The 24044-nt window shown below is 63.2% G+C and carries 18 protein-coding genes; 5 read left to right on the top strand and 13 right to left on the bottom strand.

Annotation, left to right across the window (positions count from 1 at the left end; translation table 11 throughout):
• Positions 1-19 precede the first annotated feature (19 nt).
• The gene (locus NMG46_RS02015; RefSeq protein WP_254816055.1) at positions 20-292 is read right to left on the bottom strand and encodes a hypothetical protein; all 273 of its coding nucleotides are present in this window, start codon (positions 290-292) and stop codon (positions 20-22) included.
• Positions 293-535: 243 nt separating this feature from the next.
• On the opposite strand from NMG46_RS02015, the gene NMG46_RS02010 reads away from it, so the two are divergent.
• Complete coding sequence (locus NMG46_RS02010; RefSeq protein ID WP_254816054.1) at positions 536-1510, top strand: complex I NDUFA9 subunit family protein; 975 nt, start codon at positions 536-538, stop codon at positions 1508-1510.
• A 21-nt stretch (positions 1511-1531) separates the two neighbouring features.
• On the opposite strand, the gene NMG46_RS02005 is transcribed toward NMG46_RS02010, so the two are convergent.
• Positions 1532-2905, bottom strand: a complete 1374-nt coding sequence (locus NMG46_RS02005) for a cytochrome P450 (RefSeq protein WP_254816053.1) — start codon at positions 2903-2905, stop codon at positions 1532-1534.
• A 185-nt stretch (positions 2906-3090) separates the two neighbouring features.
• Between NMG46_RS02005 and NMG46_RS02000 the strand changes: the two genes are divergently transcribed.
• From NMG46_RS02000 to NMG46_RS01985, 4 genes are all read left to right on the top strand, one after another.
• Positions 3091-3660: an NADPH-dependent FMN reductase gene (locus tag NMG46_RS02000; protein WP_254816052.1), complete on the top strand. Its 570-nt coding sequence runs from the start codon at positions 3091-3093 to the stop codon at positions 3658-3660.
• A gap of 58 nt (positions 3661-3718) precedes the next feature.
• Positions 3719-6385, top strand: a complete 2667-nt coding sequence (locus NMG46_RS01995; protein WP_254816051.1) for a caspase family protein — start codon at positions 3719-3721, stop codon at positions 6383-6385.
• 146 nt (positions 6386-6531) lie between these two features.
• On the top strand, positions 6532-9003 hold the full coding sequence (gyrB, locus tag NMG46_RS01990) for a DNA topoisomerase (ATP-hydrolyzing) subunit B (protein WP_254816050.1): 2472 nt from the start codon (positions 6532-6534) through the stop codon (positions 9001-9003).
• 245 nt (positions 9004-9248) lie between these two features.
• The gene (locus NMG46_RS01985; RefSeq protein ID WP_254816049.1) at positions 9249-10166 is read left to right on the top strand and encodes a hypothetical protein; all 918 of its coding nucleotides are present in this window, start codon (positions 9249-9251) and stop codon (positions 10164-10166) included.
• Between the two features lie 104 nt (positions 10167-10270).
• On the opposite strand, the gene NMG46_RS01980 is transcribed toward NMG46_RS01985, so the two are convergent.
• The 11 genes from NMG46_RS01980 to NMG46_RS01930 form a co-directional block, all read right to left on the bottom strand.
• Entirely contained in the window at positions 10271-11785 is a 1515-nt protein-coding gene (locus NMG46_RS01980; RefSeq protein WP_254816048.1) for a hypothetical protein, read from the bottom strand.
• A gap of 92 nt (positions 11786-11877) precedes the next feature.
• Positions 11878-13275 carry an NAD(P)(+) transhydrogenase (Re/Si-specific) subunit beta gene (locus tag NMG46_RS01975; RefSeq protein ID WP_254816047.1) on the bottom strand — a complete coding sequence of 466 codons (1398 nt, stop codon included), beginning with the start codon at positions 13273-13275 and terminating at the stop codon, positions 11878-11880.
• A gap of 6 nt (positions 13276-13281) precedes the next feature.
• Positions 13282-13707, bottom strand: coding sequence for an NAD(P) transhydrogenase subunit alpha (locus NMG46_RS01970; protein ID WP_254816046.1), 426 nt, complete (start codon positions 13705-13707; stop codon positions 13282-13284).
• A complete protein-coding gene (locus NMG46_RS01965; protein ID WP_254816045.1) occupies positions 13704-14978 on the bottom strand; it encodes a Re/Si-specific NAD(P)(+) transhydrogenase subunit alpha in 1275 nt (424 codons plus the stop codon). Before NMG46_RS01965 ends, NMG46_RS01970 begins: the two co-directional genes overlap by 4 nt.
• A gap of 81 nt (positions 14979-15059) precedes the next feature.
• The gene (locus NMG46_RS01960) at positions 15060-15284 is read right to left on the bottom strand and encodes an aa3-type cytochrome c oxidase subunit IV (protein ID WP_254816044.1); all 225 of its coding nucleotides are present in this window, start codon (positions 15282-15284) and stop codon (positions 15060-15062) included.
• Positions 15285-15457: 173 nt separating this feature from the next.
• Positions 15458-15607, bottom strand: a complete 150-nt coding sequence (locus NMG46_RS01955) for a DUF3096 domain-containing protein (protein ID WP_013528205.1) — start codon at positions 15605-15607, stop codon at positions 15458-15460.
• 119 nt (positions 15608-15726) lie between these two features.
• Positions 15727-16506, bottom strand: coding sequence for a hypothetical protein (locus tag NMG46_RS01950; RefSeq protein WP_254816043.1), 780 nt, complete (start codon positions 16504-16506; stop codon positions 15727-15729).
• Positions 16507-16656: 150 nt separating this feature from the next.
• Positions 16657-18969, bottom strand: coding sequence for an EAL domain-containing protein (locus tag NMG46_RS01945; RefSeq protein WP_254816042.1), 2313 nt, complete (start codon positions 18967-18969; stop codon positions 16657-16659).
• 151 nt (positions 18970-19120) lie between these two features.
• On the bottom strand, positions 19121-22600 hold the full coding sequence (locus NMG46_RS01940) for an indolepyruvate ferredoxin oxidoreductase family protein (protein ID WP_254816041.1): 3480 nt from the start codon (positions 22598-22600) through the stop codon (positions 19121-19123).
• A gap of 224 nt (positions 22601-22824) precedes the next feature.
• The gene (locus NMG46_RS01935; RefSeq protein ID WP_254816040.1) at positions 22825-23355 is read right to left on the bottom strand and encodes a hypothetical protein; all 531 of its coding nucleotides are present in this window, start codon (positions 23353-23355) and stop codon (positions 22825-22827) included.
• A complete protein-coding gene (locus NMG46_RS01930) occupies positions 23348-23956 on the bottom strand; it encodes a CGNR zinc finger domain-containing protein (protein WP_254816039.1) in 609 nt (202 codons plus the stop codon). The genes NMG46_RS01935 and NMG46_RS01930 overlap by 8 nt, the downstream gene beginning before the upstream one ends.
• Between the last annotated feature and the right edge of the window lie 88 nt (positions 23957-24044).

Raw genomic sequence — 24044 nt, 5'->3', positions numbered from 1 at the left:
CCGATCCGGGAGCGCGAGCCTACTTCCCGCAATGATGATCGTTGATGACGTTCACCGCATTCGCGTCCGGTCCTACCCTGTTGTAGGAGCAGGGTTCGGCGGCCGTCGTGAACAGGTGGTTGTCATAGTAGCGCGGGCCACCGAACAGAATGTCGATGATGTCGCCGTTGGCGGGAACGTAGCGATCGGGTTGCGCTTGGTGGTGATGCCGGTTTGCCGCGAATGCCGGGGCACCAATGCTGCAGCCTGTTGCGAAAGCCAGAGCGAAGATCGCAACGCGTTTTGTCGTCATCGGCAATATCCTCCATTCGGAATCAAATCATGCATCTAAAATCGCCTACCGAACAAAGGTTCCTGTTCCTAATGGAGTTGCCGTAAAGCCGGGCCTCGGCGGCGTTTTCTGCCATTTCGAACGGATCCGGAAAATCATGCTTCAACAGTGCCGGGCGACCTATGGTCGCCCTTTGCCTTTGGCGCGAAACCGACTATGAAACGGCTTCAATCAAGCCATCTGGATAGCCCGCCGGAGCCAGCCATGACCGAAATCCTTCAGACCCCAAAGCTCGTCGTCGTTTTCGGCGGCTCCGGCTTTGTCGGTCGTCATGTCGTGCGGGCGCTGGCCAAGCGCGGCTACCGCATCCGGGTTGCCTGCCGCCGGCCCGATCTCGCCGGTCATTTGCAACCGCTTGGCAATGTCGGGCAGATCCAGCCGGTGCAGGCCAATGTCCGGGTGCGCTGGTCGGTCGACCGCGCCGTGCAAGGCGCCGACCATGTCGTCAATCTGGTGGCGATCGCGCATGAGGCCGGCCGGCAGAAATTTACTGCCGTCCACGAGTTCGGCGCGCGCGCTATTGCCGAAGCGGCGCGCGCCGTCGGCGCCGGCCTCACCCACATCTCGGCTCTGGGAGCGGACCTCCACGCGCAATCGGACTACGCGCGGACCAAGGCGCTCGGCGAAAAGGCCGTTCTTGAGACGGTCCAAGACGCCGTGATCTTGCGGCCATCGATCAATTTCGGGCCGGAGGACGGTTTCTTCAACCGCTTTGCCAACATGGCCCGCTTTTCCCCAGTGCTGCCGCTGATCGGCGGCGGGCAGACGAAATTCCAGCCGGTCTATGTCGGCGACGTCGCCGAGGCGGTGGCGCACTCGGTCGACGGCAAGGTCCAGGGCGGCCGGATCTATGAACTCGGCGGGCCGCAGGTGCTTACCTTTAAGGAATGCATGCAAGAGCTGCTCGTCATCATCGAACGCAAGCGGTTTTTGCTGCCCGTGCCATGGTGGCTGGCGAACCTCCAGGCATCAATTCTCGGGCTGCTGCCCAATCCGTTGTTGACCAAGGACCAGGTCCTGCTGTTGCGCCAGCACAATGTCGTGTCGGATGACGCCGTCAAGGACAACAGGACGCTCGCCGGCCTCGGTATCCAGCCGCGTTCGATCGGAACCATCCTGCCAAGCTATCTCTGGCGCTACCGCGCCGCCGGCCAGTTCCAGCGCAAGTCCGCCGCATAACACGAACGGACGTCCGGTTGCCTAAGGCGCGCGTCTGGTAACCTGCATCGGCAGCCCGCCTTGCGGCTGCGTCGTCAGCTTCTGCACCGGCCAGGGTCGGGTTTGCGCGGTGGTATCGAAACGATAGCGCGAAAGCATGATCGCCAACGCGATGATTGCCTCCTGCATGGCGAAGCTGGCGCCGATGCAGACGCGAGGCCCGGCGCCGAACGGCAAATACTGGAAACGGTCGATCTTTTCGCGATTCCCCGGATGGAAACGTTCCGGCATGAAGGCGTCGGGCCTGTCCCACAGCTTGCGATGGCGGTGGACGACCCACGGCATCACCAGCACCGCGGCACGCCGCGGTATGTAGAGGCCGTTCCAGGTTTCGGGCTCGATCGGTTCGCGGTTGATCGATGGCGCCGGCGGATAGAGCCTGAGCGCCTCTTCGAAGGCGGCACGGGTGAGCGGCATGGCGTCGAGCCATTTCGTCGGGTCGGGCTCACGCGCCAGCACGGCATCGATCTCGTGCTCGATCTTTTCGCGCTCCCACGGCGCTTCGGCAAGGCAGTAGAGCGTCCAGCCGAGCGCCCTGGCCGTAGTCTCGTGGCCAGCGCCGATGAAGGTGATGATGTTGTCCTCGACCTCGGACCGGGTTAGCCCGCCCGGTCCCTCCGCCCTCAACAGCAGCGTGAGAAAATCCTGCGGCACCGTGTCCGGATCACGCTTCAACCGCGCCTCGCGCATTTGCACCGTGTCGGTGACGATCTTGCGGAAGTAGGCCATGGTCTTGCGGCCGCGGATGCGGGTCAGACGCGGCAGCCAATCGGGTGCCCGCAAAAGGTCGAGTGGATCGACCCGACCCATGGTCTCGAACAGGCGGTCGATCTCCTTGGCAAAGCTGCCCGGCTCGCCTGAAATCTCACCGGAAAACAGCGTCTCGGCCAGGATGTCAAAGGTAAGCAGCGTCATGTCGTGAGCGATGTCGAACGTACCGCCGCCCTCGTAGCGCATGACGAACTCCCGCGTGCGCCTCAGCATCGGCTCGGCAAAACCGAAGATATGGCGCGGCGTGAACACCGGCGCCATCGCCTTGCGTGAACGCCTCCACACCTCGCCCTCGGCGGTCAGCAAGCCGTCGCGCAGGATCGGCCGCAGGATCAGCTGGCGAACCGTCGCCATCTTGTAGTTCTTGGCGTTATCGACCAGCACGTGGCGAATGAGGCCGGGATCGTTGGCGATGACCAGCGGCCCACCGATGCCGGTCACCGAAATCCAGGGCTCGTTGTAGGTCGGCTCGCCCCACAGCTCGAGCGGATTGCGGTAGACGATGCGGATCATCTCCAGCGTCGAGGGCGGCGCGGTGCGCGGCTTCGGCGCCGGCGGGACGAAGGGGACGGGCTGACTGTCCATGACTTGCTCCGCTGACACCTCAATGTAGTGGCGGGCAAGGCAGGCGTCCATGTGAGCGGACGACAAGGCGAAGCATCCGCTCTCTGGAATGTGACCCGGGCACCGGAAAGTGCCTGCTTGCTGTGTCCGGCTGCGTGTCTTAGGTGGCAGCACCACAGATGTCAGAAACCGGCAGGAGCCCCGCTTTGAAGCACCAGTTGAACGTCATCATCGGCAGCACGCGGCCGGGCCGCGCCGGACCGATTTTCGCAAAGTGGCTGGAAAGCTTTGCGCGCGAACACGGCAAATTCGAGCCGTTGCTCACCGATATCGCCGCCTTCAACCTGCCGGTGCTGGACGAGCCGCATCATCCGAGACTCGGCAAATACGAAAACAGCCACACGAAAGCCTGGTCGAAAGCAATCGACGCCGCCGACGCATTCGTCTTCGTAGCGCCGGAATACAATTATTTCGCCGCTCCCGCGATCGTCAACGCGGTCGACTACCTGCTCAGGGAATGGCGATACAAGCCGGCCGCCATCCTCAGCTACGGCGGTGTCTCCGGCGGCTTGCGAGCGGCGCAGGCAGTCAAACCGTTGCTGACCGCGGTCGGCGTCATGCCGATCCCGGAGGGCGTGGCGCTGCCGATGTACCAGAAGCTGCTCGACGAGACCGGCGCCTTCCTGCCCAGCGAGCAGGTGCTCGGCGGGGCCAGGACCATGCTGGACGAGTTGTTCCGCTGGAGCGAAGCGCTGAAGGCGATGCGGGTCGGCTGACAACGCGAACGGCCGAGCTTGCCGATGCCATCACTTGCTCATGCCATAAAGAGATGGAATGCTCCGGCAAACGACCGGGCCGGGGCGGTTCGATTTGCGTCTTCTGTTTGCCTTGCTGCTGATCCTCTCGACGGCCTCCGCTGCCGTGGCGGAGCGGCGCGTTGCGCTGGTCATCGCCGAGAACGACTACCGGCTGATCCGGCCGCTCGCCAATCCCGTCAACGACGGCGAGGTGATGGAAACGGTGCTGAGTAAACTCGGCTTCGAGGTCTTCCTCGAAACCAACCGCGACCTGCGGCGCATGCGCCGGGCGCTCGACGATTTCCGCGAGGATGCCAAAGGCGCCGACGTGGTACTGGTGTTCTTTTCCGGCCACGGGGTCGAGATCGCCGGCGAGAATCGGCTCCTGCCGGTCGATGCAGACGCGTCGTCGCTCGATGCACTGGAAAAGACCAGCCTGCCGCTGGAGGAGATCCGCACGACCGTCGCCGCCACCAGCAAGGTCGGACTGATCGTGCTTGATGCCTGCCGCAGCGATCCGTTTGCGGCTACGGGCGGCGAAGGCCGCGGCGCAACGGCGCTGGCAAAAGAGGTCGGCGTCAAGGTCCGGCCGGGTCTTGGCCGCGTCGGGCGGGCAGAAAACATTCTGTTTGCCTTCTCGGCGGCACCCGGCGAGACGGCCGCGGATGGGACCGGCCAGAATTCGCCGTTCACCGCGGCATTGACGAAATATCTCGGCACCGATGGACTCGAGATCCGCTCCGTGCTGACGCTCGTGCAGCAGGAGGTCTACGACCTCTCGCGCGGCAAGCAATTGCCCTATGTCGAGAGCGGCCTGCCGCAGCTGTTCTTTGCTACGCCAGCCAAGGAGAAACTGCCCGAGCGCGAACGCTTGTTGCTCGCCATGGCCGAGGTGACGCCTCAGATGCGCGGCGAGGTGGAGAAGATCGCCAGCGACGCCGACATGCCGCTGGCACCGCTCTATGGCGCGTTGATCAGTTCCGATACCGGCCACCTCTCCGCTGACAGTCTGAACGCCAGGCTGCGTGAGGCAGCCGACGCCTTCGTTAAGGTGCGGAGCGAAATGCAGACGCTTGGATCCGACGATCTGCGGGTGGCAGCGTTGCGCCGGCAGGCCGAAGAGCAGCTTTCGCTAGGAGCATTCGATGCGGCGCGCAAAAAGCTCGCCGAGGCAGCCGAGATCGATAATGTCTCGCGCAACGCTCTGAAGGCCAATTTCGTCAGCCGCACGCTCTCCGAGGCCGCAACGCGCTATCTGTCCGGCGGGGCGGCGCGCGCCGACCTCGACTACGCCACAGCCATCAGGGACTATGAGTCGGTGCTCGCGCTTTATGGCGAAGCCGGACGGGTGGTGCTGTCGCTCGACGATGCCGACCGCTTGATCCGCACGCTGGACGAACTCGGCAAGCTCTATACCACGGTCGGCAATATCGAGGCGGCCGGCCGCGCCTTCGAGGCGCTGCAAGCCGATCTCGAACGGCAGTTGCATCATGAAACCGATCCCAACGTGAAGCGCGACTTCGCCGTCAGCCACGTCAAGCTCGGCAATGTGCGGATGGCACAAGGCAATCTGCCGACAGCGCTGCAAAACTATGAGACGGCCAAGACCATTCTGCAGGGCCTGACCGAGGCAGAACCGGACAATCTGGAGTGGTTCGGCGACCTCGCCATGGCCGACGACAAGATCGGCAACGTACTGGCGACGCAAGGCGATCTGGCCGGCGCCGCAGAGGTATACCAGGAAAGTCTGTCGATCAAGAAACAGCTCGCCGCCGGAGAGCCCGACCGTGCCGAACTGCAGCGCGACCTGACCATCACCTACGATGAGATCGGTCACCTTGCCCATGTCGCAGGCCAACTGGATAACGCACAGGCGGCCTATGAAGAGAGCCTGAAGGTGCGGCTGGCGCTGGCGGCGGACAAACCGGGAGACGCCGACCGGCAGCGTGACGTCTCGGTCAGCCACGATACGATAGGCGACCTGCTGCGGGAACGCGGCGACGCCGCCGGGGCTCTGGCGGCTTACCGGGAAGGCCTCGCGATCGTCGAGCAACTGGCGAAACGCGATCCGGACGACACCGAGCTGAAACGCGACCTGTCGGTCGGCAACGCCAAGATCGGCAATGCGCTGAGCGACCAGCAGAATTGGCCTGCGGCACTTTCGGCTTATCGTGAGGCACTTTCGCAGGCAAGCGCGCTCGCCGCCGGCGACCCGAACAACACCGAATGGCAGCGCGACCTGTCCGTCTGCCTCGATAAGGTCGCCGGCGTCCTGGCGATACAGGGCGACCACAAAGGCGCGCTGAAAGCCTATCTGGACAGTTACGAGATTGCGCAGCGGCTGGCCAGGCTCGATCCGGCCAATTCCGACTGGCAGCGTGACTTGTCGATAACGCTGTCCGAAGTCGCCACCCTGCGCCTAAAGCAGCGTGACGTCAGCGGAGCCCGGCAAGCCTATCAGGACAGCCTGGCCATTCGCGAGAAACTTGCCCGGTCCGATCCGGACAACGCCACCTGGCAGCGCGACCTGGTGGTCGCCTATATCGACTACGCGCAAGTCGCTAAGGATCCGAAAGCCGTGCTTTCCAAGGCGCTCGACATGACGCTCGAGCTCGACCGAAGCGGACGGTTGGCGCCGCGATACAAATTCATGATCAAGTTCCTGCGTGAGCGGCTGGCCAGGATCGAAGCCAAGCGCCAGTAGCCGGCCGACGCGACCGTCATTCCGTCCGGAAATGCCTGCAAACCTTGGAAAAACCGCCTTTTGCGCCTATATCTACGACATTAGAAATGCGCGATTCGAAGCCGATTTTTCGCGCTCTCCACACGGCATCAATCAGACAGGTTTTCATGAGCGAACAGACCGACATCGCCAACGGCGTTGAAGCCGAATACGGCGCCGATTCCATCAAAGTTTTGAAGGGCTTGGATGCCGTTCGCAAGCGGCCGGGCATGTATATCGGCGATACCGACGACGGCTCGGGCCTGCACCACATGGTCTATGAAGTCGTCGACAACGCCATCGACGAAGCCCTGGCCGGCCATGCCGACCTGGTGACGGTGACGCTCAATCCGGACGGATCGGTGACGGTCATCGACAATGGCCGCGGCATTCCGACCGATATCCACACCGGCGAAGGCATTTCGGCGGCCGAAGTGATCATGACGCAGCTGCATGCCGGCGGCAAGTTCGACCAGAACTCCTACAAGGTGTCGGGCGGCCTCCACGGCGTCGGCGTGTCGGTCGTCAACGCACTGTCGGCCTGGCTGAAACTGAAGATCCGCCGCAACGGCCATATCTACGAGATGAGCTTCACGCATGGCAATGCCGACGCGCCGCTGCGCGTCACCGGCAGTTATGAACAAGACAAGCTCCCCGGCACCTATGAAGGCCGCAGCGGCAGCGAAATCACGTTTTTGCCGTCGTCCGAAACCTTCACCATGGTCGAATTCGACTACGGTACGCTGGAGCATCGGCTGCGCGAGCTCGCCTTCCTGAACTCCGGCGTGCGCATCGTTTTGACCGATGCCCGCCATGCCGACATCGTGCGCCATGAATTGCACTACGATGGCGGCCTCGAAGAGTTCGTCCGATATCTCGACCGGACGAAAAAGCCGTTGCTCGACAAGCCGATATCGATCCGCGCCGAGCGCGACGGCATCACGGTCGAAGTCGCCATGTGGTGGAACGACAGCTACCACGAGAACGTGCTGGCCTTCACCAATAACATCCCGCAACGCGACGGCGGCACGCATCTGGCAGGCTTTCGCGGTGCGCTGACACGCCAGATAACCGGCTATGGCGACTCTTCGGGCCTGACCAAGAAGGAAAAGGTGGCGCTGATCGGCGACGATTGCCGTGAAGGGCTGACGGCGGTGCTGTCGGTCAAGGTTCCCGACCCGAAATTCTCCTCGCAGACCAAGGACAAGCTGGTGTCGTCCGAGGTCCGTCCGGTGGTCGAAGGGCTGGTCAACGAAGCGCTCGGCACCTGGCTCGAAGAGCACCCGACCGAGGGCAAGGCGGTCATCGAGAAGGTCATCCAGGCCGCCGCCGCGCGTGAAGCCGCGCGCAAGGCACGCGACATTACCCGCAAGAGTTCGCTCGGCGTCACCTCGCTGCCCGGCAAGCTGGCCGATTGCCAGGAGCGCGATCCGGCAAAATCGGAGATCTTCATCGTCGAGGGCGACAGCGCCGGCGGGTCGGCCAAGGGCGGCCGTTCGCGCCAGAACCAGGCCATTCTTCCGCTGCGCGGCAAGATCCTCAATGTCGAGCGCGCGCGCTTCGACCGCATGCTCGGCTCCGACATGATCGGCACGCTGATCACTGCGCTCGGCACCTCGATCGGCAAGGACGAGTTCAATGCCGACAAGCTGCGCTACCACAAGATCATCCTGATGACCGACGCCGATGTCGACGGCGCCCACATCCGCACCTTGCTGCTGACCTTCTTCTTCCGCCAGATGCCGGAACTGATCGAACGTGGTCATCTCTACATCGCGCAGCCGCCGCTCTACAAGGTGACGCGCGGGAAGAGCTCGCAATACATCAAGGACGAAGCTGCCTTCGAGGAATTCCTGATCGGCTCCGGACTGGAAGAAGCGTCGCTTGCGCTCAGCACGGGCGAGGTGCGGGCCGGGCAGGACCTGCGCAGTGCCATCGACGACGCCTTGGCTGTCCGCCAGCTCATCAACGGATTGCACACGCGCTATAACAGAGGCGTGGTCGAGCAGGCAGCGATTGCCGGCGCGCTCAACCCGGAGATCTTCACCGACCTCCGCCGCGCCAATGAGACGGCCGAGCGTGTTGCCCGCCGTCTCGACATTATCGCCGAGGATACCGAGCGCGGCTGGATCGGCCGCATGTCGACCTCGAACGAGGGCATCGGCGGCTATGTCTTCGAGCGAACGGTGCGCAGCGTCAAGGAGTTCGCACATCTCGACCTGGCGCTGATCAATTCCGCCGACGCACGCCAGCTCGACCGCTATGCGCCGCGTCTGGCGGAAATCTATGGCGAGCCGCCGGTGCTGCGCCGCAAGGATGTCTCGGAAACCATTTCGGGGCCGCTGGCACTGCTCAATGCCGTGTTTGCCACCGGCCGCAAGGGCCTCACCATGCAGCGCTACAAGGGCCTTGGCGAAATGAACGCCGAGCAGCTTTGGGAAACGACGCTTGACCCGAATGTGCGCTCGCTCTTGCAGGTCAAGGTCAATGACGCAACGGATGCGGACAGCTTGTTTTCGCGGCTGATGGGCGACGAGGTCGAGCCCAGGCGCGAATTCATCCAGGAAAACGCGCTGTCGGTCGCCAATCTGGACATCTGAGCCACGATCTCAGATCCCCAGCCAGCAGGCATGAGGTGCATTGGTGCGCCTTGGCGCACCGATGCCGATTGTTGCAAGCAACAGAGATCAGCAGGACCACCGGAACGGAAAGGCTTTCAAGGCATTGTAGTTGATCACAATCGCCGCAGGAGGCATCCATGGGACGTGGCATTTTGCTCTGGCTTCTCGGAGTCCCGATTCCGATCATTATTCTGATCATGCTGTTTGCAAGGTAGGGGGCTTCGATGCCGTCCACCCTAACGAGCGCCGACGTTTCCGCACCGACGGAATCCGCTTCCCCCGCTGTCAGCTGGGGGCCAATCGTCGCCGGCGCCTTTGCTGCGTCGACGCTTACCTTCATCTTGATGCTGCTCGGCTCCGGGCTTGGGCTGAGCATGGTGTCGCCATGGTCCGGCTCGGGTGCGTCAGTCACCACTTTCGCCGTTTCCACCGCCGTCTGGCTGATCGTCGTGCAGTGGCTGTCGTCGGCCCTGGGCGGCTACCTCGCTGGACGCCTGCGCACCAAATGGGTCGGCATCCACACCGATGAGGTCTTCTTCCGCGATACCGCTCACGGTTTCCTGGCTTGGGCGCTGGCGACGCTGCTCGTCGCCGGCGTGCTCGGCACGGCGCTTTCCGCCGCGATAGGTACCGGTGTCCAGGCTGCTTCGACTGTGGCATCGGGCGCGGCAATGGGCGCTTCGGCAGGTGCCGCTGCAAACGCTGGTGGCGCCTCGACTAACGACACCACGTCGTATTTCGTCGATACGCTGTTCCGCCCGGCCGATCCGGCAAGGCTCGCTGCCGCCAACTCGGAGAGCGACGCCGCGGCAACGGCGCAGGCATCGCGCATTCTGATCGCGAGTGCCGCAGCAGGCGAAATATCGGCCGACGACAAGACCTATCTGTCGCGGCTGGTGGCCGCCCGTACAGGCCTGTCCGAAGCGGATGCCACCGCTCGCGTCGATGCAGTAATCGCCAGAGCGCAGGAGGCCAAGGTCAAGGCCCAGCAGGCGGCCGACACCGCCAGAAAGGCAGGCGCCACCTTCTCGCTGATTGGCGCGCTGTCGCTGGTCATCGGCGCCTTCATTGCCAGTGCGGCTGCAGCACTTGGCGGCAGGCAGCGCGACGACGAGGAAGCAATTTTCCTGACCAATCGTTGATCGGACTAGGCGAACTCGGTCCGCTTCGGGAAGATTACGCCCGAAGGGGACCCTTGCCTTGAACTCCGGCGCAGCATTGTCGGGCGCTGCTCGCCGCCGATAGCTCAGTCCCCCAGCTTGCGGCCGAGATCGACTGCATCGCGCAGCACGGCAAGGTGCGAGCGCGGCTGTGCGCCGGCCGGCGCGTTGACCTCGACGCCGCTCGCCGTCAGCGACCAATAGAGCCTGTGCGTGAAGACGCGGCCAAGCGAGCCGCGCAGCTCGACCTGGATGTTTTCCACGCCGGGACCAAAGTTTTCCGTCATCCGCCCTGAGATCGGGTCGCCGGTCAGCCAGCCATTGCCCCTGTCGAAAATATTGGTCCAGCGCGTTGCGGCAAACACCGCGCCATGATGCACCGCCCGCTGCGGCTTGCCGGAATGGCTGCGCCCTTCCTGGTAGAGCATGGTCCCGCCCGCCGCCCTGTCGGCGATCGGTGGGCATGCCGAAAACAGGCGCTCGGCGATGCCGCGCCTGAATTCGGCGAGGTTGTAGGTCACCAGGAACTCGCTGTGGGTCAGCGGACTGCCGAGCGTGACGAAATCGCTGATCTTCCACGGCAGCGGATGATAGGCGTCGCCGACGCGAAGCTGCCGATAGAGCTCCCATTGGCTGCGCCGGAATGCGGGGAGGTCATCGAGGCTGTCGGGCCAGGCGGAGGCATCGGCGGCCAGCGTCGCCTTGTCGACGGCGTGGATCGCCTTCAGCCGCGCTTTGTCGCGAATGGCTTCCAGCTTTCTAGGCCTGAAATCGGCCCACAAGATCTGCAACAGATCATAGGCGATGATCGACCCGAGGCTGTGCGAGACCAGCACCATGCGGTCATAGGCATCGTCCATCATGAGACGCTTCAGCAGCTTGAGGCCACGCTCGCGGACAAGCGCCCGTTTCTCGACCGTTGCCGCTTCGGCCCGTACATAGGCGGCGACGTCGCCGAAATAAGGCAAGCCAAACTGGTCCACCGACCAGATGACGAACGACGCCAGAACCGTGACAAGCACACCGGTCGTCCAGGAGATGTAGCCTTGCCAGGTCGACGTTGCGAGCGCCAGCGCCGCGCCGAGGACGACGATGGTGGCCAAAAGCGTGATGACGTAGAGTTTGCGCACATCGCGCGGAATATCGGCGGGCTTGCGCCAGAGCAGGGTCGTCACCCAGGCAGCAAGGCGGCTTCGGGTCGTGCCCTGGGTGATGTCGGCCCAGTAAAGCTCGTAGAAATCGGTGCGGCGGCCATCGACATCATAGGGCGTGGTGATCCGGCGGAGTTCGTGCGAATTGGTCCGGCTGTCGGGCGTGATCCAGCTCTGGTTGATCTTCGCACCCATCGGGTCGGCCGGATCGGCGACATGGGCATAGAACGGTGCACGGGCCGGATCGTGGCTCCATACGGCCTGGACAAACTCCCTCAACGTGTCCATGGGCCGCTGCTCGCCCATGCCGTGCACGACCACTACCGCCTGGCTGCGCTTGCGTGGCGCCTTCTCTGCTGCGGTCAGATCGGCGGCCGGCGATGCAGCAGAACCAGGGTCGGGCACCAGCACCTCCACGATGACGCCGTTTGCAAGACGACGGGTCGGCATCGTAGCTTCAGAACCGGTAACAGCCAAGAAAAAGCCCGGCGCAGAGCCGGGCCGTATTCGACGATCGGCAGTGAATTGGCAACGAGGCCTTTTCAGTGATCCATGGCCTTGACGATCTCCTCGGTCATCTTCTTGGCGTCGCCGAGCAGCATCATGGTGCCGTCCTTGTAGAACAGCGTGTTGTCGATGCCGGCATAGCCGGAGCCAAGCGAGCGCTTGACGAACAGGCAAGTGCGCGCCTTGTCGACGTCGAGGATTGGCATGCCGTAGATCGGTGAGGATTTGTCGTCACGAGCCGAGGGATTGGTGACGTCGTTGGCGCCGATGACATAGGCAACGTCGGCCTGCGCGAACTCAGAGTTGATGTCCTCCAGCTCGAACACTTCGTCATAAGGCACGTTGGCTTCGGCCAAGAGCACGTTCATGTGGCCGGGCATGCGGCCGGCAACCGGGTGGATGGCGTATTTGACGTCGACGCCGTTGGCCTTGAGCTTATCGGCCATCTCGCGCAGCGCGTGCTGCGCCTGGGCGACGGCCATGCCGTAGCCGGGCACGATGATGACCTTTTGCGCATTCATCATCAGATAGGCGGCATCCTCGGCCGAGCCCTGCTTGACCGTGCGCTCGATGCCGTCGTTGGCAATGGCTGATGTCTCCCCGCCGAAGCCGCCGAGGATGACCGAGATGAAGCTCCGGTTCATGCCTTTGCACATGATGTAGGACAGGATGGCGCCCGATGAACCGACCAGAGCGCCGGTGATGATCAGCGCCAGATTGCCGAGCGTGAAACCGAGTGCGGCGGCGGCCCAGCCGGAATAGGAATTCAGCATCGACACCACCACCGGCATATCGGCGCCGCCGATCGGGATGATGAGAAGGACGCCCAGCACCAGCGAGCCGGCAACGATCAGCCAGAACACCAGCTTGGACTCGCTGGTGACGAGCAGCACGAGCAGCACGATCAGCGCAATGCCCAGCGCCGCGTTGATAAAGTGGCGGCCACCGATCATGATCGGCTTGCCCGACATGCGGCCGTCGAGCTTCAAGAAGGCGATGACCGAGCCGGTGAAGGTGATCGCGCCAATGGCAACGCCGAGGCTCATCTCGATCAGCGCCTGGGCATGAATATCGGCGACGGTGCCGATGCCGAAGCTTTCCGGTGCATAGATGGCGGCGGCCGCCACCATGACCGCAGCAAGACCGACCAGCGAGTGAAAGGCGGCGACCAGCTGCGGCATCGAGGTCATGGCGATGCGCCGTGCCGTGACCGCACCCACCGAGCCGCCGATCAGCAGCCCGAGCACGATCAGCGCGAAGCGACCGGCGGAAGGGGTGGCCAGAGCCAGCGTCGTGGCGATGGCAATGCCCATGCCGACCATGCCGTACATGTTGCCCTGGCGGCTGGTGGTCGGATGCGACAGGCCGCGCAATGCCAGGATGAACAGGATGCCGGAGACCAGATAGAGAAAGGAAGCGAAGTTGGCGTTCATAGCGGCCTACTTTTCCTTCTTCTTGTACATAGCCAGCATGCGCTGGGTGACGAGGAAGCCGCCGAAGATGTTGACCGATACCAGCATCAGCGCAACGAAGCCGAAGCCGGTGGCGATGCCCGAGGCCGAGATGCCGACGGCCAGCAACGCGCCGACTACGATGACGGAGGAAATGGCGTTGGTGACGGCCATCAATGGCGTGTGCAGCGCCGGCGTCACCGACCAGACGACGTAGTAGCCGACGAAGATCGCCAGCACGAAGATGGCGAAGCGGAAGACGAAGGGATCGATGGCACCGCCGGACAGCGCGTGAGCGGCGTCACCCGCCGCTTCGGTGCCGGGCGCGGCCGCCAGGTTCTGAACCGCGAGCCGCACGGCAGCTGTCGCCTGGTCGAGCTGGTCGAGGGCTTTCTGCAGAGTCTGATCCATCACGCGATCCCTCCGGTGGTCTTGGGCTTCCTCGAAGCGGCTGGTCTCTTCGCAGCCGGCTTCGCCGAAGCCTCGGCAACCATCGTCCTCGCCGGAATGGCCGGTGGTTCGACATGTTGGCCCTTTGGTGACTCCTGTTCAGCCCTGACGAACGCGGGATGCACGACCTTGCCGGCATCGGTCAGCATGGTTGCCTTGACCAGCTCGTCGTCGCGGTTGATGGCAAGCGTCTTCGTCGCCTTATCGACCAGCGTCTCGAGGAAGGCATAGAGATTCCTGGCATAGAGAAGCGAGGCCGAGGCGGCGACGCGACCGGGAACGTTGAGATGGCCGACGATCTTTACCCCGTTGGCGGTGGTCACCACCTTCCCGGGCACGGCGCTCTCGACATTGCCGCCGCGCTCGACCGCGAGGTCGACGATCACGGAGCCGGGTTTCATCGAGGCGACCATCGCCGCCGAAACCAGCTTCGGCGCTGGCCGGCCGGGGATGAGCGCCGTGGTGATGACGATGTCCTGCTTGGCGATGTGCTCGGCGGTCAGCGCCGCCTGCTTGGCCTGGTACTCCTTCGACATTTCCTTGGCGTAGCCGCCAGCCGTCTCAGCCGCCTTGAACTCCTCGTCCTCGACGGCCAGGAATTTTGCGCCGAGCGAGGCGACCTGCTCCTTGGCGGCCGGGCGCACGTCGGTGGCGGTGACCACGGCGCCGAGGCGGCGCGCGGTGGCGATGGCCTGCAGACCGGCGACGCCGACGCCCATGACGAACGCCTTCGCAGCCGGCACCGTGCCAGCCGCCGTCATCATCATCGGCAGCGCCCGGTCATATTCGGCAGCCGCATCGATCACCGCCTGGTAGCCGGCGAGGTTGGCCTGGCTGGATAGAACGTCCATCGATTGCGCCCGGGTGATGCGCGGCATGAACTCCATGGAGAAGGCAGTAACACCGGCCCTGGCAAGGGCTGCGACGGCAGCATCGTTGCCGTAGGGATCCATGATCGCGATGACAGCGGCGCCGGACTTGTAGCCCTTCAGCTCGACGTCCATGGGGCGGCGCACCTTTAGCACCACGTCGGCCTTGGCGGCATCGCCGGCTTTGCCAATCGCGGCGCCCGCCTTGGCAAACTCCTCGTCGGGAATGCGCGACGCCGTGCCGGCGCCGGTTTCCACGATTACGTTGAAACCCAGCGCTGCCAGCCGCTTCACCGTATCGGGCGAGGCCGCGACGCGAGGCTCGTTTGCGTCGAGCTCACGAGGGATGAAAACCGTCTGTCCCACCGCACGATCCTTTCGGCCGGAACCCTGTTACCGCAAGACACCGACCGTCCGCGGCGGCGCCTTCGACAAAGGTTGGAGGAGTTATCGGAGAATAAAAGCGCCGATGGCCAGGATCAGCACGAACAGGATAGTCGCCGAGAAGAAGCCGCCCACAAAGAAGCCGAACGCCATGGCAAGAAGCACGGCGGCGCAAAATAGCGACCCATATTTGGCCAGCATCACAAAGCCGGCATAGGTGCGGTCGTGCTCGGCATAGTCCATCTTCGCGCCCAGTTCGACAGGACCGGTCGGCGTGTGTTCAGCCATTGGAATACCCCTTCGAAGACATCTTTCAGGCACATAGCGAAAAGCCGCGTTAAGGGCAATGGCGCTATTGCCGCATCGCGGCAGCCAACAATCTCAAGCAAAACTTGAAATCTCTGCGCGGAGCGCGGCGATACCAATCACAATGGATGGCAGGTCCGCTATTGCCGATGTCGTCAGCCGGCGAGATGGGGGAACAGCCCGAGCAGGCCGACAACGATCAGATAAAGGGCGACGATATAATTGAGCAGCCGCGGCATCACCAGGATCAGCACGCCTGCAATCAGCGAGATAAGCGGGGTAAGGGCGAGCGTGGAAATGGTCATATCGGTTCCTTTGATCGGATCGCTATCGAAGCGGTGCGTGATGGATGTCGGCCATGCCGACCTACCACCAGCACCCTTGCCCAGAACGCCGAAGCGATCGGAAGGCTCCATGGGCTCGTTCAGGCGGCTTCGCGAAAATACTTGGCGGTGGGCAGGATGGTCAGCGGCGCGAGTTCGCCGGCACCGGGCTTATCGAACAACATGCGCTGCTCCATCGGCGTCGAACGGAAGAACGGAAAGCGCGATAGCGACCGCTCGCGGATGGCGCCGACGTCGGCGCGGTAGAGCACGACCTTGTTATAGACGCCAGGGTAGGCACGAGGCTCGCTGATCTTCTCGGCATAGTAGATCCGCTTGTAGAAGCCGGCGTGATCCTCGCGAATGGTCGAAAGACAATAGGGCGCGTTGAAGTGAAAACATGCCATGCCGGCGAGCCGCAACGTGAGATAAGGTATCTGCGGATAGACGCGCGACCATTCCGGGTCGGAGGCGAACCGACTGGGGCAGATGAAGCTCATGCCCTCCCCCAGCATCGGCATTACGATGTCACCAAAAGCCTTGGTGGAAGGCGATCTTGGCGTCGACAGCGTGACGTGATGAATACGCAGCGTGCTGACGAGTTCCTGGTCGATATAGACACCGAACCGGAAGACGTTAGGCACCTCGTCGAGTTCGTCGTGAATGGTGTGGTTCTCGTTGTCGGGAACCATATCGTTGGAACGGTACGACTTGTAGCGTAGGCGATAGATGTCTTCGAGATCCTCGCCCTTGTCGCAACGGCGGTATTCCGTCCGCTCCAGCATCGCCGAAATATTCCTGGCGAAGCTGGATATGGTCTCGGACGCATCTTTCCCACCAGCGCCCGCCGCATGGCCGAGCGAACTCAACTGGGCACACATGAACTCTATTCCCCGCGATTACCGCCACCAGCCGACACTACGGACGGGTCATGAGATGTAAAGCTGAAAATAAGCAGGAGGTCGTTTACCGTTCGTTAAGGTTAATAATTAATACAATTATACTAAAATGCGCGGTTTTTCAGCGCGAAGTCAGCGTCGCGTCGCCTTCCTTGCTGTCTTAATATCCTTGGCGAAAGGCCAAACCGTGCTCGACATGGTCTCGATGCCGGACGCGCTGAGCGCAGATCCGAACAGAAAGCCCTGGACCAGGTCCGGCTTGACCTGCAATGCCAGGATCTTGAGCTGTTCGAAGGTCTCGACACCTTCGACGGTGACTGAAAGTCCCAGCGGTCGCGACAGGTTGACGATGCCCTTGAGCAATTCGAGCGACCGGCTGTTCTGGGTGACGTCGATCAGGAACGAGCGATCGATCTTGATTTTGTCGAGCGGTAGTTTGTGGAGATAGCTGAGGCTCGAATAGCCGGTACCGAAATCGTCGAGCGCAATGCGCACGCCGAGCCGCTTCAACTCCTCGATATATTGGCGTGTCAGCGACTTGTCGTCGAGCAGCGCCGTCTCGGTGACCTCGATCTCGAGGCGGCCGGCCGGCAGACCGGAACCGGCAAGCGCCTCGCGAACCTTCTGGATGACGTCGCGGTTACGAAAATCCTTGGCCGAGAGATTGACCGAGACGCTGGTTTGGGCCGGCCATTTGGCGCATTCCTTGCAGGCCGCATGCAGGACGAAGGTGCTGATGTCGGAAATAATCCCCATTTCCTCCGCCAGCGGAATAAAGATACCGGGGGAAATCGGCCCGAGATCGGGATGATCCCAGCGGCACAGCGCTTCGCAACTGGCGATACGCATCGTGCTCATCGCCACGATCGGCTGATAGACCACCCGCAATTCGTTGTTTTCCACGGCGCTGCGCAGGTCCGCCTTCATCAGCTGACGGCTGCGGAAGGCAGCATCCATCGAAGCCTCGAACAGCCGCCAACCGTTCTTGCCAAGCTCCTTGGCCTTGTAGAGTGCAAGGTCGGCCTTGACGATCATGGCGTCGACGTCGGTATCCTTGACCCGCGACAGCACCGCGCCGCCGCTGGCCTGGATGCGTAATCCGTGGCCGGCGACATCGACCTCGCCCTGCAGGTCAACGAAGATCTCGTCGATCTGGCCGGTCAGGTGGCTCTCATCCTCGATGCGCTCGAAGAAGATCATGAACTCGTCGCCACCGAAGCGGCTGACGGTGATGCCTGGCCCGGCGACCGCGGCCAGCCGCTCGGCAACCGCGTAGATCAAACCGTCGCCGACCGGATGGCCGAGCGTATCATTGACGCTCTTGAAATCATCGAGGTCAAGCACGGCAAGCCCGCAGAGACGGTCTGGATCGCCCGAGGCCATGGCTTCCATCACCAACTCATGGAAATAGGCGCGGTTGGGCAGACCGGTGAGACTGTCGTAACGCGCCATGAAGCGGATCTTGTCTTCCGCCTCGACGCGGGCGGTCACATCCTCGAAAGTGACGACGCCCAGTTCCTGGCTGCCCTCGCGCGCCGAAAATTCATAGTGCTGGCCGTTGGCGAGCGAGACCAGGACCTTTCGGTCGCGGCCCTCGCGCAACGCACGCGTCAGCTGGGCTTCGATGTAGCGGCAATCCTTCGGCGCCAGCATGCCGCCGGCAACCCCACGCATCAGCAGACCGTGGATAGAGCGGCCGAGCAGCGCATCGGCCGATTTGAGCGACATCAGGTTCGCGGCTTCGGCATTGGCCACCGCCACCCGGCCGTCGGGACCGAGCATGACAAGGCCATGCGACATGGTGTTGAGCGCACGGTTGAAACGTTGCGCAATGCGATTCGCCTTTTTTTCTTCCGAGACAGCGGCGAAAAGTACATCGCGGACAGTGTTGGCGAATTTGCGGATCGCAAACAGGAACGGCGCAGACAGGAGCCCGAGAAGGATGTGGTAAATGTCGCCACGCAGAAGGAACCCCAACGAGATTGGCCACGTCAAGGCAAGCGTGAGAATAGTGACCATGCGCGGAGAGCCATAGTTGCGCCCGGCAATGGAGGTGGCCGTGGCCAGCGTCAGGCAGACGGAGGCGATCTCAGCGAAATTGTCGCGCGCAAAATAGATGCCAAGCAGGCAGAACGCGCCAAGCGTGAGCCCGTGCAAGGACCCGTAGAGGATATAGTCGTTCTCGCGCTTGTGCGCCTCTTCCCAGGTCGTCGGCGGGGGCAAGCTGTTGTATTTCCGGAAGTTTCTCATCCGGAAGATGCCGACAAGAACCATCGTGATAGCGACAAGCAGATAAAGCGGGTCGCCGCTTTTCCACCAGACAAGGCCAATCAGGAAGCTCTGCGCGACAATGCCGATCGAAAGCGTCACGCCGTCGCGAAACAGCGTTTCCACGAACGGAATGTAAACGTCGACCGGAATCTCGTTTTTTCGTCTCAGATGCACGCCTGGACCCAACCCTGGGAAACCCAGCAGTGTCACATTGGCCTTAAGAAAGGTTTAGAGCGGCGTTTCGAGCCCTGCCGGCATCCATTGGTGACGCTGCGGAAGCAGGGAAACTACAGTTCAGGTAAACAAGGGGTGTCAGAGCGCGGAATTATTCGGCGGCTTGAAGTTGCGGCCGCAGCGGCGCCGTCGAGAGGCGGTCGAGCAGGCGCTGGCGTTCGCCGGCGGCTTTTTCGGCACTGGCCTGCTTGACGTGGCCAAAGCCGCGGATGAGCGCCGGTACCGAAACAAGCGCGGCAGCGGCCTCGATCTTGCCCGGCGCCAGCGCGCCGGCGACAAGCTCCAGGTCGGCTTCATAGAGGGCAAGAAGCTGCCGCTCCATACGCCTCTCGGCGCTGTAGCCGAACAGGTCGAAAGCGGTGCCGCGCAGCCCCCTCATCGCCGCCAGCAGGCGGAACCCGTTCATCATCCACGGGCCAAAGCTCGATTTCTTCGGCTTCCCGTCACTGCCGCGCCTGCCCATGATCGGCGGTGCGAGATGGAATTCAAGCTTGCCGTAGCTCTCGAACTGCTTTGCGAGCTCTGCGGCAAAGGAGCCGTCCGTATAAAGCCGCGCCACCTCGTATTCGTCCTTGATCGCCATCAGCTTGAACAGGTTCTTTGCGGCAGCCTCGGTCACCACGGTCGAGCCGGGCACAGCATCGGTTTCGGCCTTGCGCAGCGCCGCCAGTCTGTCGGCATAGCGCTTGCCATAGGCGGCGTTCTGATAGGCGGTCAGGGAGGCGACGCGGCGGGAGATCATATCGTCCAGCGTCTCGGGGGTGGCGGCAGGCTGCGTGGCCTTACCCGGCTGGGCGAGAAGGCCGCGGACGAAATCCGGCTGGTGGGCGGCGCGGCGGCCCCAGCGAAATGCCGCGACATTCATCGCCACCGCCTCGCCGTTGAGCTCGATCGCCTTCTCGACCGCCTCCGCCGACAGCGGCAGGCCGCCATGCTGGAAGGCGAAGCCGAGCATGAACATGTTGGCGCCAAGCGAGCTGCCGAACAGCGCGGTGGCGGTGCGGGTGGCGTCGAAGAAATGCGCCTTGTCGTCGCCTGCGGCCGTTCTTATCGCTTTCTTCAGCCGCTCGACGGGCAGCGAGAAATCGGCCGAACGGGCGAACTCGCCCGGCATGATCTCGGCGGTGTTGGCGAGGAAGATGGTATGGCCTTCGCGCACCGCGGCCAGCACCTTCTTGGCACCCGAAACGACGAGATCGCAGCCAAGCACGAGGTCGGCCTTGCCGGCCGATACCCGAATGGCGTGGATGTCGTCCGGCGTGCGGGCGATGCGGACATGGGTGAACACGGAGCCGCCCTTCTGGGCGAGGCCGGCCATGTCGATCATGCCGCAGCCCTTGCCTTCCAGGTGCGCGGCCATGCCTAGCACCGCGCCTATGGTGACGACGCCGGTGCCGCCGACACCGTCGATGATCGCCGCCCAGCCTTGTTCACCGAGCGTAAATTGCGCCGGCGCCGGCACCCCCGCGAGCGGGTCGGCCGCGCCGGCTATGCCTTCGGCTTTCCGGATTTTGGCGCCGTGAACGGTGACGAAGGAGGGGCAGAAACCGTTGACGCAAGAGAAGTCCTTGTTGCAGCTCGACTGGTCGATCTTGCGCTTGCGGCCGAATTCGGTCTCGACCGGCTGGATCGAGACGCAATTCGACTGCACGCCGCAATCGCCGCAGCCTTCGCAGACCAGCTCGTTGATGAAGATACGCTTGTCGGGATCGGGGAAGGTGCCGCGCTTGCGCCGACGGCGCTTCTCGGCAGCGCAAGTCTGGTCGTAGAGCAGCACCGAGACGCCTTTGACCGAGCGCAACTCGCGCTGAACGAGATCGAGGTCGTCGCGGTGATGGATAGTGGCGCCGGCGGGAAATTCCACCTTGCCGGTATATTTGTCCGGCTCGTCGGTGACGATGGCGATGCTCTGGACGCCCTCGGCGCGCACCTGCCTTGCGATCATGTCCACCGTCAGGCCGCCCTCGTGCGGCTGCCCGCCGGTCATCGCGACGGCGTCATTGTAGAGGATCTTATAGGTGATGTTGGCGTCGGTCGACAGCGCGAAGCGGATCGCCAGCACGCCCGAGTGGTTGTAGGTGCCATCGCCCAGATTCTGGAAGATGTGCTCGCGCTTCGAGAACGGCGCCTGGCCGACCCACTGCGCGCCCTCGCCGCCCATGGCGGTGAAGCCTACCGTATTGCGGTCCATCCACAACGCCATGAAATGACAGCCGATTCCGGCGGCGGCGAGCGAGCCGTCCGGCACCTTGGTCGAGGAATTGTGTGGGCAGCCGGAGCAGAAGAACGGCGTGCGCGAGGCGATGTCTGACGTGTCGGCCAGCATCGCCTGGAACTGGCGCAACTTCGCCACCCGCGCGGCGATTTCCTCCGACGGGCCGATCGTTCGCAAAATCCTCTCGCCGAGCGCGATGGCAATATCGTTGGGGTCGAGCGCGCCCTTGGCCGGGAACAGCCAGTCGCCGCGCTCGTCCTTCTTGCCGACGATGACCGGCTGCGTCGCGGTGCCGTAAAGGTTCTCGCGCAGTTGCACCTCGATCAGCGAGCGTTTCTCCTCGACGACGACGATGGTATCGAGGCCGCGAGCAAAGTCGGCGACGTGCTGCAGGTCGAGCGGCCACGGGCAGCCGACCTTGAACAGCCTGATGCCGATACGATTGGCGGCCGCTTCGTCGATGCCGATATCCTCCAGTGCCTGGCGAACGTCGAGATAACTCTTGCCGATGGTGACGATGCCAAGCCTGGCGCTGCTGCCGCCCGAATAGACGATCCGGTTCAGCCCATTGGCGTGGATGAAGGCGGAAGCTGCGGCGCGCTTGTATTCATGCAACCGCTCCTCCTGGCCGAGCATGTCGATCTCGTTACGGATGTTGAGGCCGCCGGGCGGCATGTCGAAGTCCGGGACGACGATATCTAGCCGGTCGAGCGCGGCATCGACCGAGGCCGTCGATTCGATGTTGTCCTTGACGCATTTGATCGCCGCCCAGGTGCCGGCAAAACGCGACATGGCAAAGCCGTAGAGGCCGTAGTCGATGATCTCCTGGACGCCGGCCGGATTGAGGATCGGCACCATGGTGTCGACGAACAGGAACTCGGTGGCATGCGCGTTGGTCGAGGATTCGGCCATGTGGTCGTCACCCATCAGGGCTAACACGCCGCCATGTTTCGACGACCCGGCGAGATTGGCGTGGCGGAACACGTCGCCGGAGCGGTCGACGCCCGGACCCTTGCCGTACCAGACCGAAAAAACGCCGTCATGGGTACCCTCGCCCAGCAATTCCGCCTGCTGCGAGCCCCAGCACGCGGTGGCGGCGAGCTCCTCGTTGAGACCGGGCTGGAAGACGATGTCCGACTGCGCGAGCTGGTTTCTGGCCTTCCACAGCTGCATGTCGAGGCCGCCGAGCGGCGAGCCACGATAGCCGGAGACGAAACCGGCGGTGTTCAGGCCAGCCCGGCGGTCGCGCTCGCGCTGCATCAGAAGCATGCGGATGACTGCCTGGGCGCCCGACAGGAAGATGCGCTCCTTTGCCAGGTCGAACTTATCGTCGAGCGCGACGTTGTGCAGCGTCATCAGGCGTTTCCTGTGCGGGGACCGTGCCAGGAGGTGCACGGCCAACGTCGGAGTCGAGTGCCTACAGTCTTTCTTCCCTTGCCGGGGAGGTCAAACGAAATCGAAGGTGCCAGGCGGTCCGCAACAAACGATCGGTGCGCGGCCGTGTGGCGCCACGAAACGCCTGTCGGGGAGGATGGCCGAGCACGAAAACTCCGGCGGCGGTCGATGCCGCTGGTGACGCATCATGCAGCCTTTGGGCAACTGGGCTTCGGTTCACCGGGCAGCTTGCCGTCGACATGGCCGGCCAAGTCCTTGTTGAGCTCGTAGACTGGCCCGACCACCAGGGGCCGGTCGGGCAGGACCGACTGGTCGAGCGAGGACGTCAGAGTGGTCTCGAAACTCTGCAGCAACCTGCCGCTGGAATCCTCGATGCGGATCGACACCGCATAGGGCTTGTCCTTGACAACGCAGGTGAGCGGCGGGCTGGTGAGCGTCACATGCGGCAGCTTCGGCCATATTTTCTGGGTGACGATGATCGGATCACCACCGGCCGGGTTCTGGAAGGAGACCACGGCGACCTGCCCCTCACCCACCGGCCGCAGCGGATTGAGGGTGATGACGTAGGTGGCGATACCCAGCCGGTAGTTGAACTCGAACAGCTTCCCGGAAATGGCGAACAGCTGGTCCTTGCCGGAATCACGGCAGGCGCCGAGCGCGGTCGCCGCGAACAACGCCGCGACGACGATCATCGCGCGCGAATATTTCTTAGGCATTGGTGACCTCCCTGGCCGCGGTCCGGCGGCGATAGTATCGGTTTGCCTTCTGGCGGTTGCCGCACACCGCCATATCGCACCAGAGGCGGCTGGAATTGCGGCTTTTGTCGACAAACAGCCAGCTGCAGTTCGGACATATCCTCAGCCTGGCGATGGTGTCGCTGCGCAGCAGCGACAGCGCCGAGACCGCAAGCGCCGCCTCGAAGGCGATCGGCGTTGCCGGATCGCCGAACGGTTTTCCGGGCATGCCGATTTCGGTGTGGCCATGGGCGAGGCCATCGGCGCAGGCTTCCAGGAATTCAGGCATGTCGGCGGTGTCGATCGCACCTTTCGATACCGCGCCGCGAAACAGCCGATCGGTCGTCTCGCGAATCGACAGCACCACCGGTGCGATCTTTTCAGGCGCCGGCGCTACGAGCCGCCTGCCGCCGAGCTCGGCGGCGCGAAAGCCACTCGCGGCTTCCGCAAAGCGGGCGATCTCGGCCGGATCGTCGAAACGGTCGAAAGTTTCCTCCGGATCGTTCCGCAAAACGACGGTGTTCGCCGTGTCGAGCGCCAGCATACCACCGGTGAAGCGGTGCGGAGTCCAGGATACTGTCATATCGCGAATCTAACCGATAAATCGCGTTTGACAAGTTAGATTCCGGGTGCAACGCTCGTCAGTGAGGCGATCGCCGTATCGAGAATGT

This window comes from Mesorhizobium sp. LMG 17147 (assembly GCF_024297145.1).
Classification (GTDB): Bacteria; Pseudomonadota; Alphaproteobacteria; order Rhizobiales; family Rhizobiaceae; genus Mesorhizobium.
This window is presented reverse-complemented; position numbering and strand designations above follow the sequence as displayed.

Coding starts and splice junctions, on each gene's coding strand:
- NMG46_RS01935 (WP_254816040.1), bottom strand. CDS start 23,355: ATGCCTAAGAAATATTCGCGCGCGATGATCGTCGTCGCGGCGTTGTTC.
- gyrB (WP_254816050.1), top strand. CDS start 6,532: ATGAGCGAACAGACCGACATCGCCAACGGCGTTGAAGCCGAATACGGC.
- NMG46_RS01980 (WP_254816048.1), bottom strand. CDS start 11,785: ATGCCGACCCGTCGTCTTGCAAACGGCGTCATCGTGGAGGTGCTGGTG.
- NMG46_RS02010 (WP_254816054.1), top strand. CDS start 536: ATGACCGAAATCCTTCAGACCCCAAAGCTCGTCGTCGTTTTCGGCGGC.
- NMG46_RS01960 (WP_254816044.1), bottom strand. CDS start 15,284: ATGGCTGAACACACGCCGACCGGTCCTGTCGAACTGGGCGCGAAGATG.
- NMG46_RS02005 (WP_254816053.1), bottom strand. CDS start 2,905: ATGGACAGTCAGCCCGTCCCCTTCGTCCCGCCGGCGCCGAAGCCGCGC.
- NMG46_RS01975 (WP_254816047.1), bottom strand. CDS start 13,275: ATGAACGCCAACTTCGCTTCCTTTCTCTATCTGGTCTCCGGCATCCTG.
- NMG46_RS01950 (WP_254816043.1), bottom strand. CDS start 16,506: ATGTGTGCCCAGTTGAGTTCGCTCGGCCATGCGGCGGGCGCTGGTGGG.
- NMG46_RS01930 (WP_254816039.1), bottom strand. CDS start 23,956: ATGACAGTATCCTGGACTCCGCACCGCTTCACCGGTGGTATGCTGGCG.
- NMG46_RS02015 (WP_254816055.1), bottom strand. CDS start 292: ATGACGACAAAACGCGTTGCGATCTTCGCTCTGGCTTTCGCAACAGGC.
- NMG46_RS01955 (WP_013528205.1), bottom strand. CDS start 15,607: ATGACCATTTCCACGCTCGCCCTTACCCCGCTTATCTCGCTGATTGCA.
- NMG46_RS01985 (WP_254816049.1), top strand. CDS start 9,249: ATGCCGTCCACCCTAACGAGCGCCGACGTTTCCGCACCGACGGAATCC.
- NMG46_RS01940 (WP_254816041.1), bottom strand. CDS start 22,600: ATGACGCTGCACAACGTCGCGCTCGACGATAAGTTCGACCTGGCAAAG.
- NMG46_RS01995 (WP_254816051.1), top strand. CDS start 3,719: ATGCTCCGGCAAACGACCGGGCCGGGGCGGTTCGATTTGCGTCTTCTG.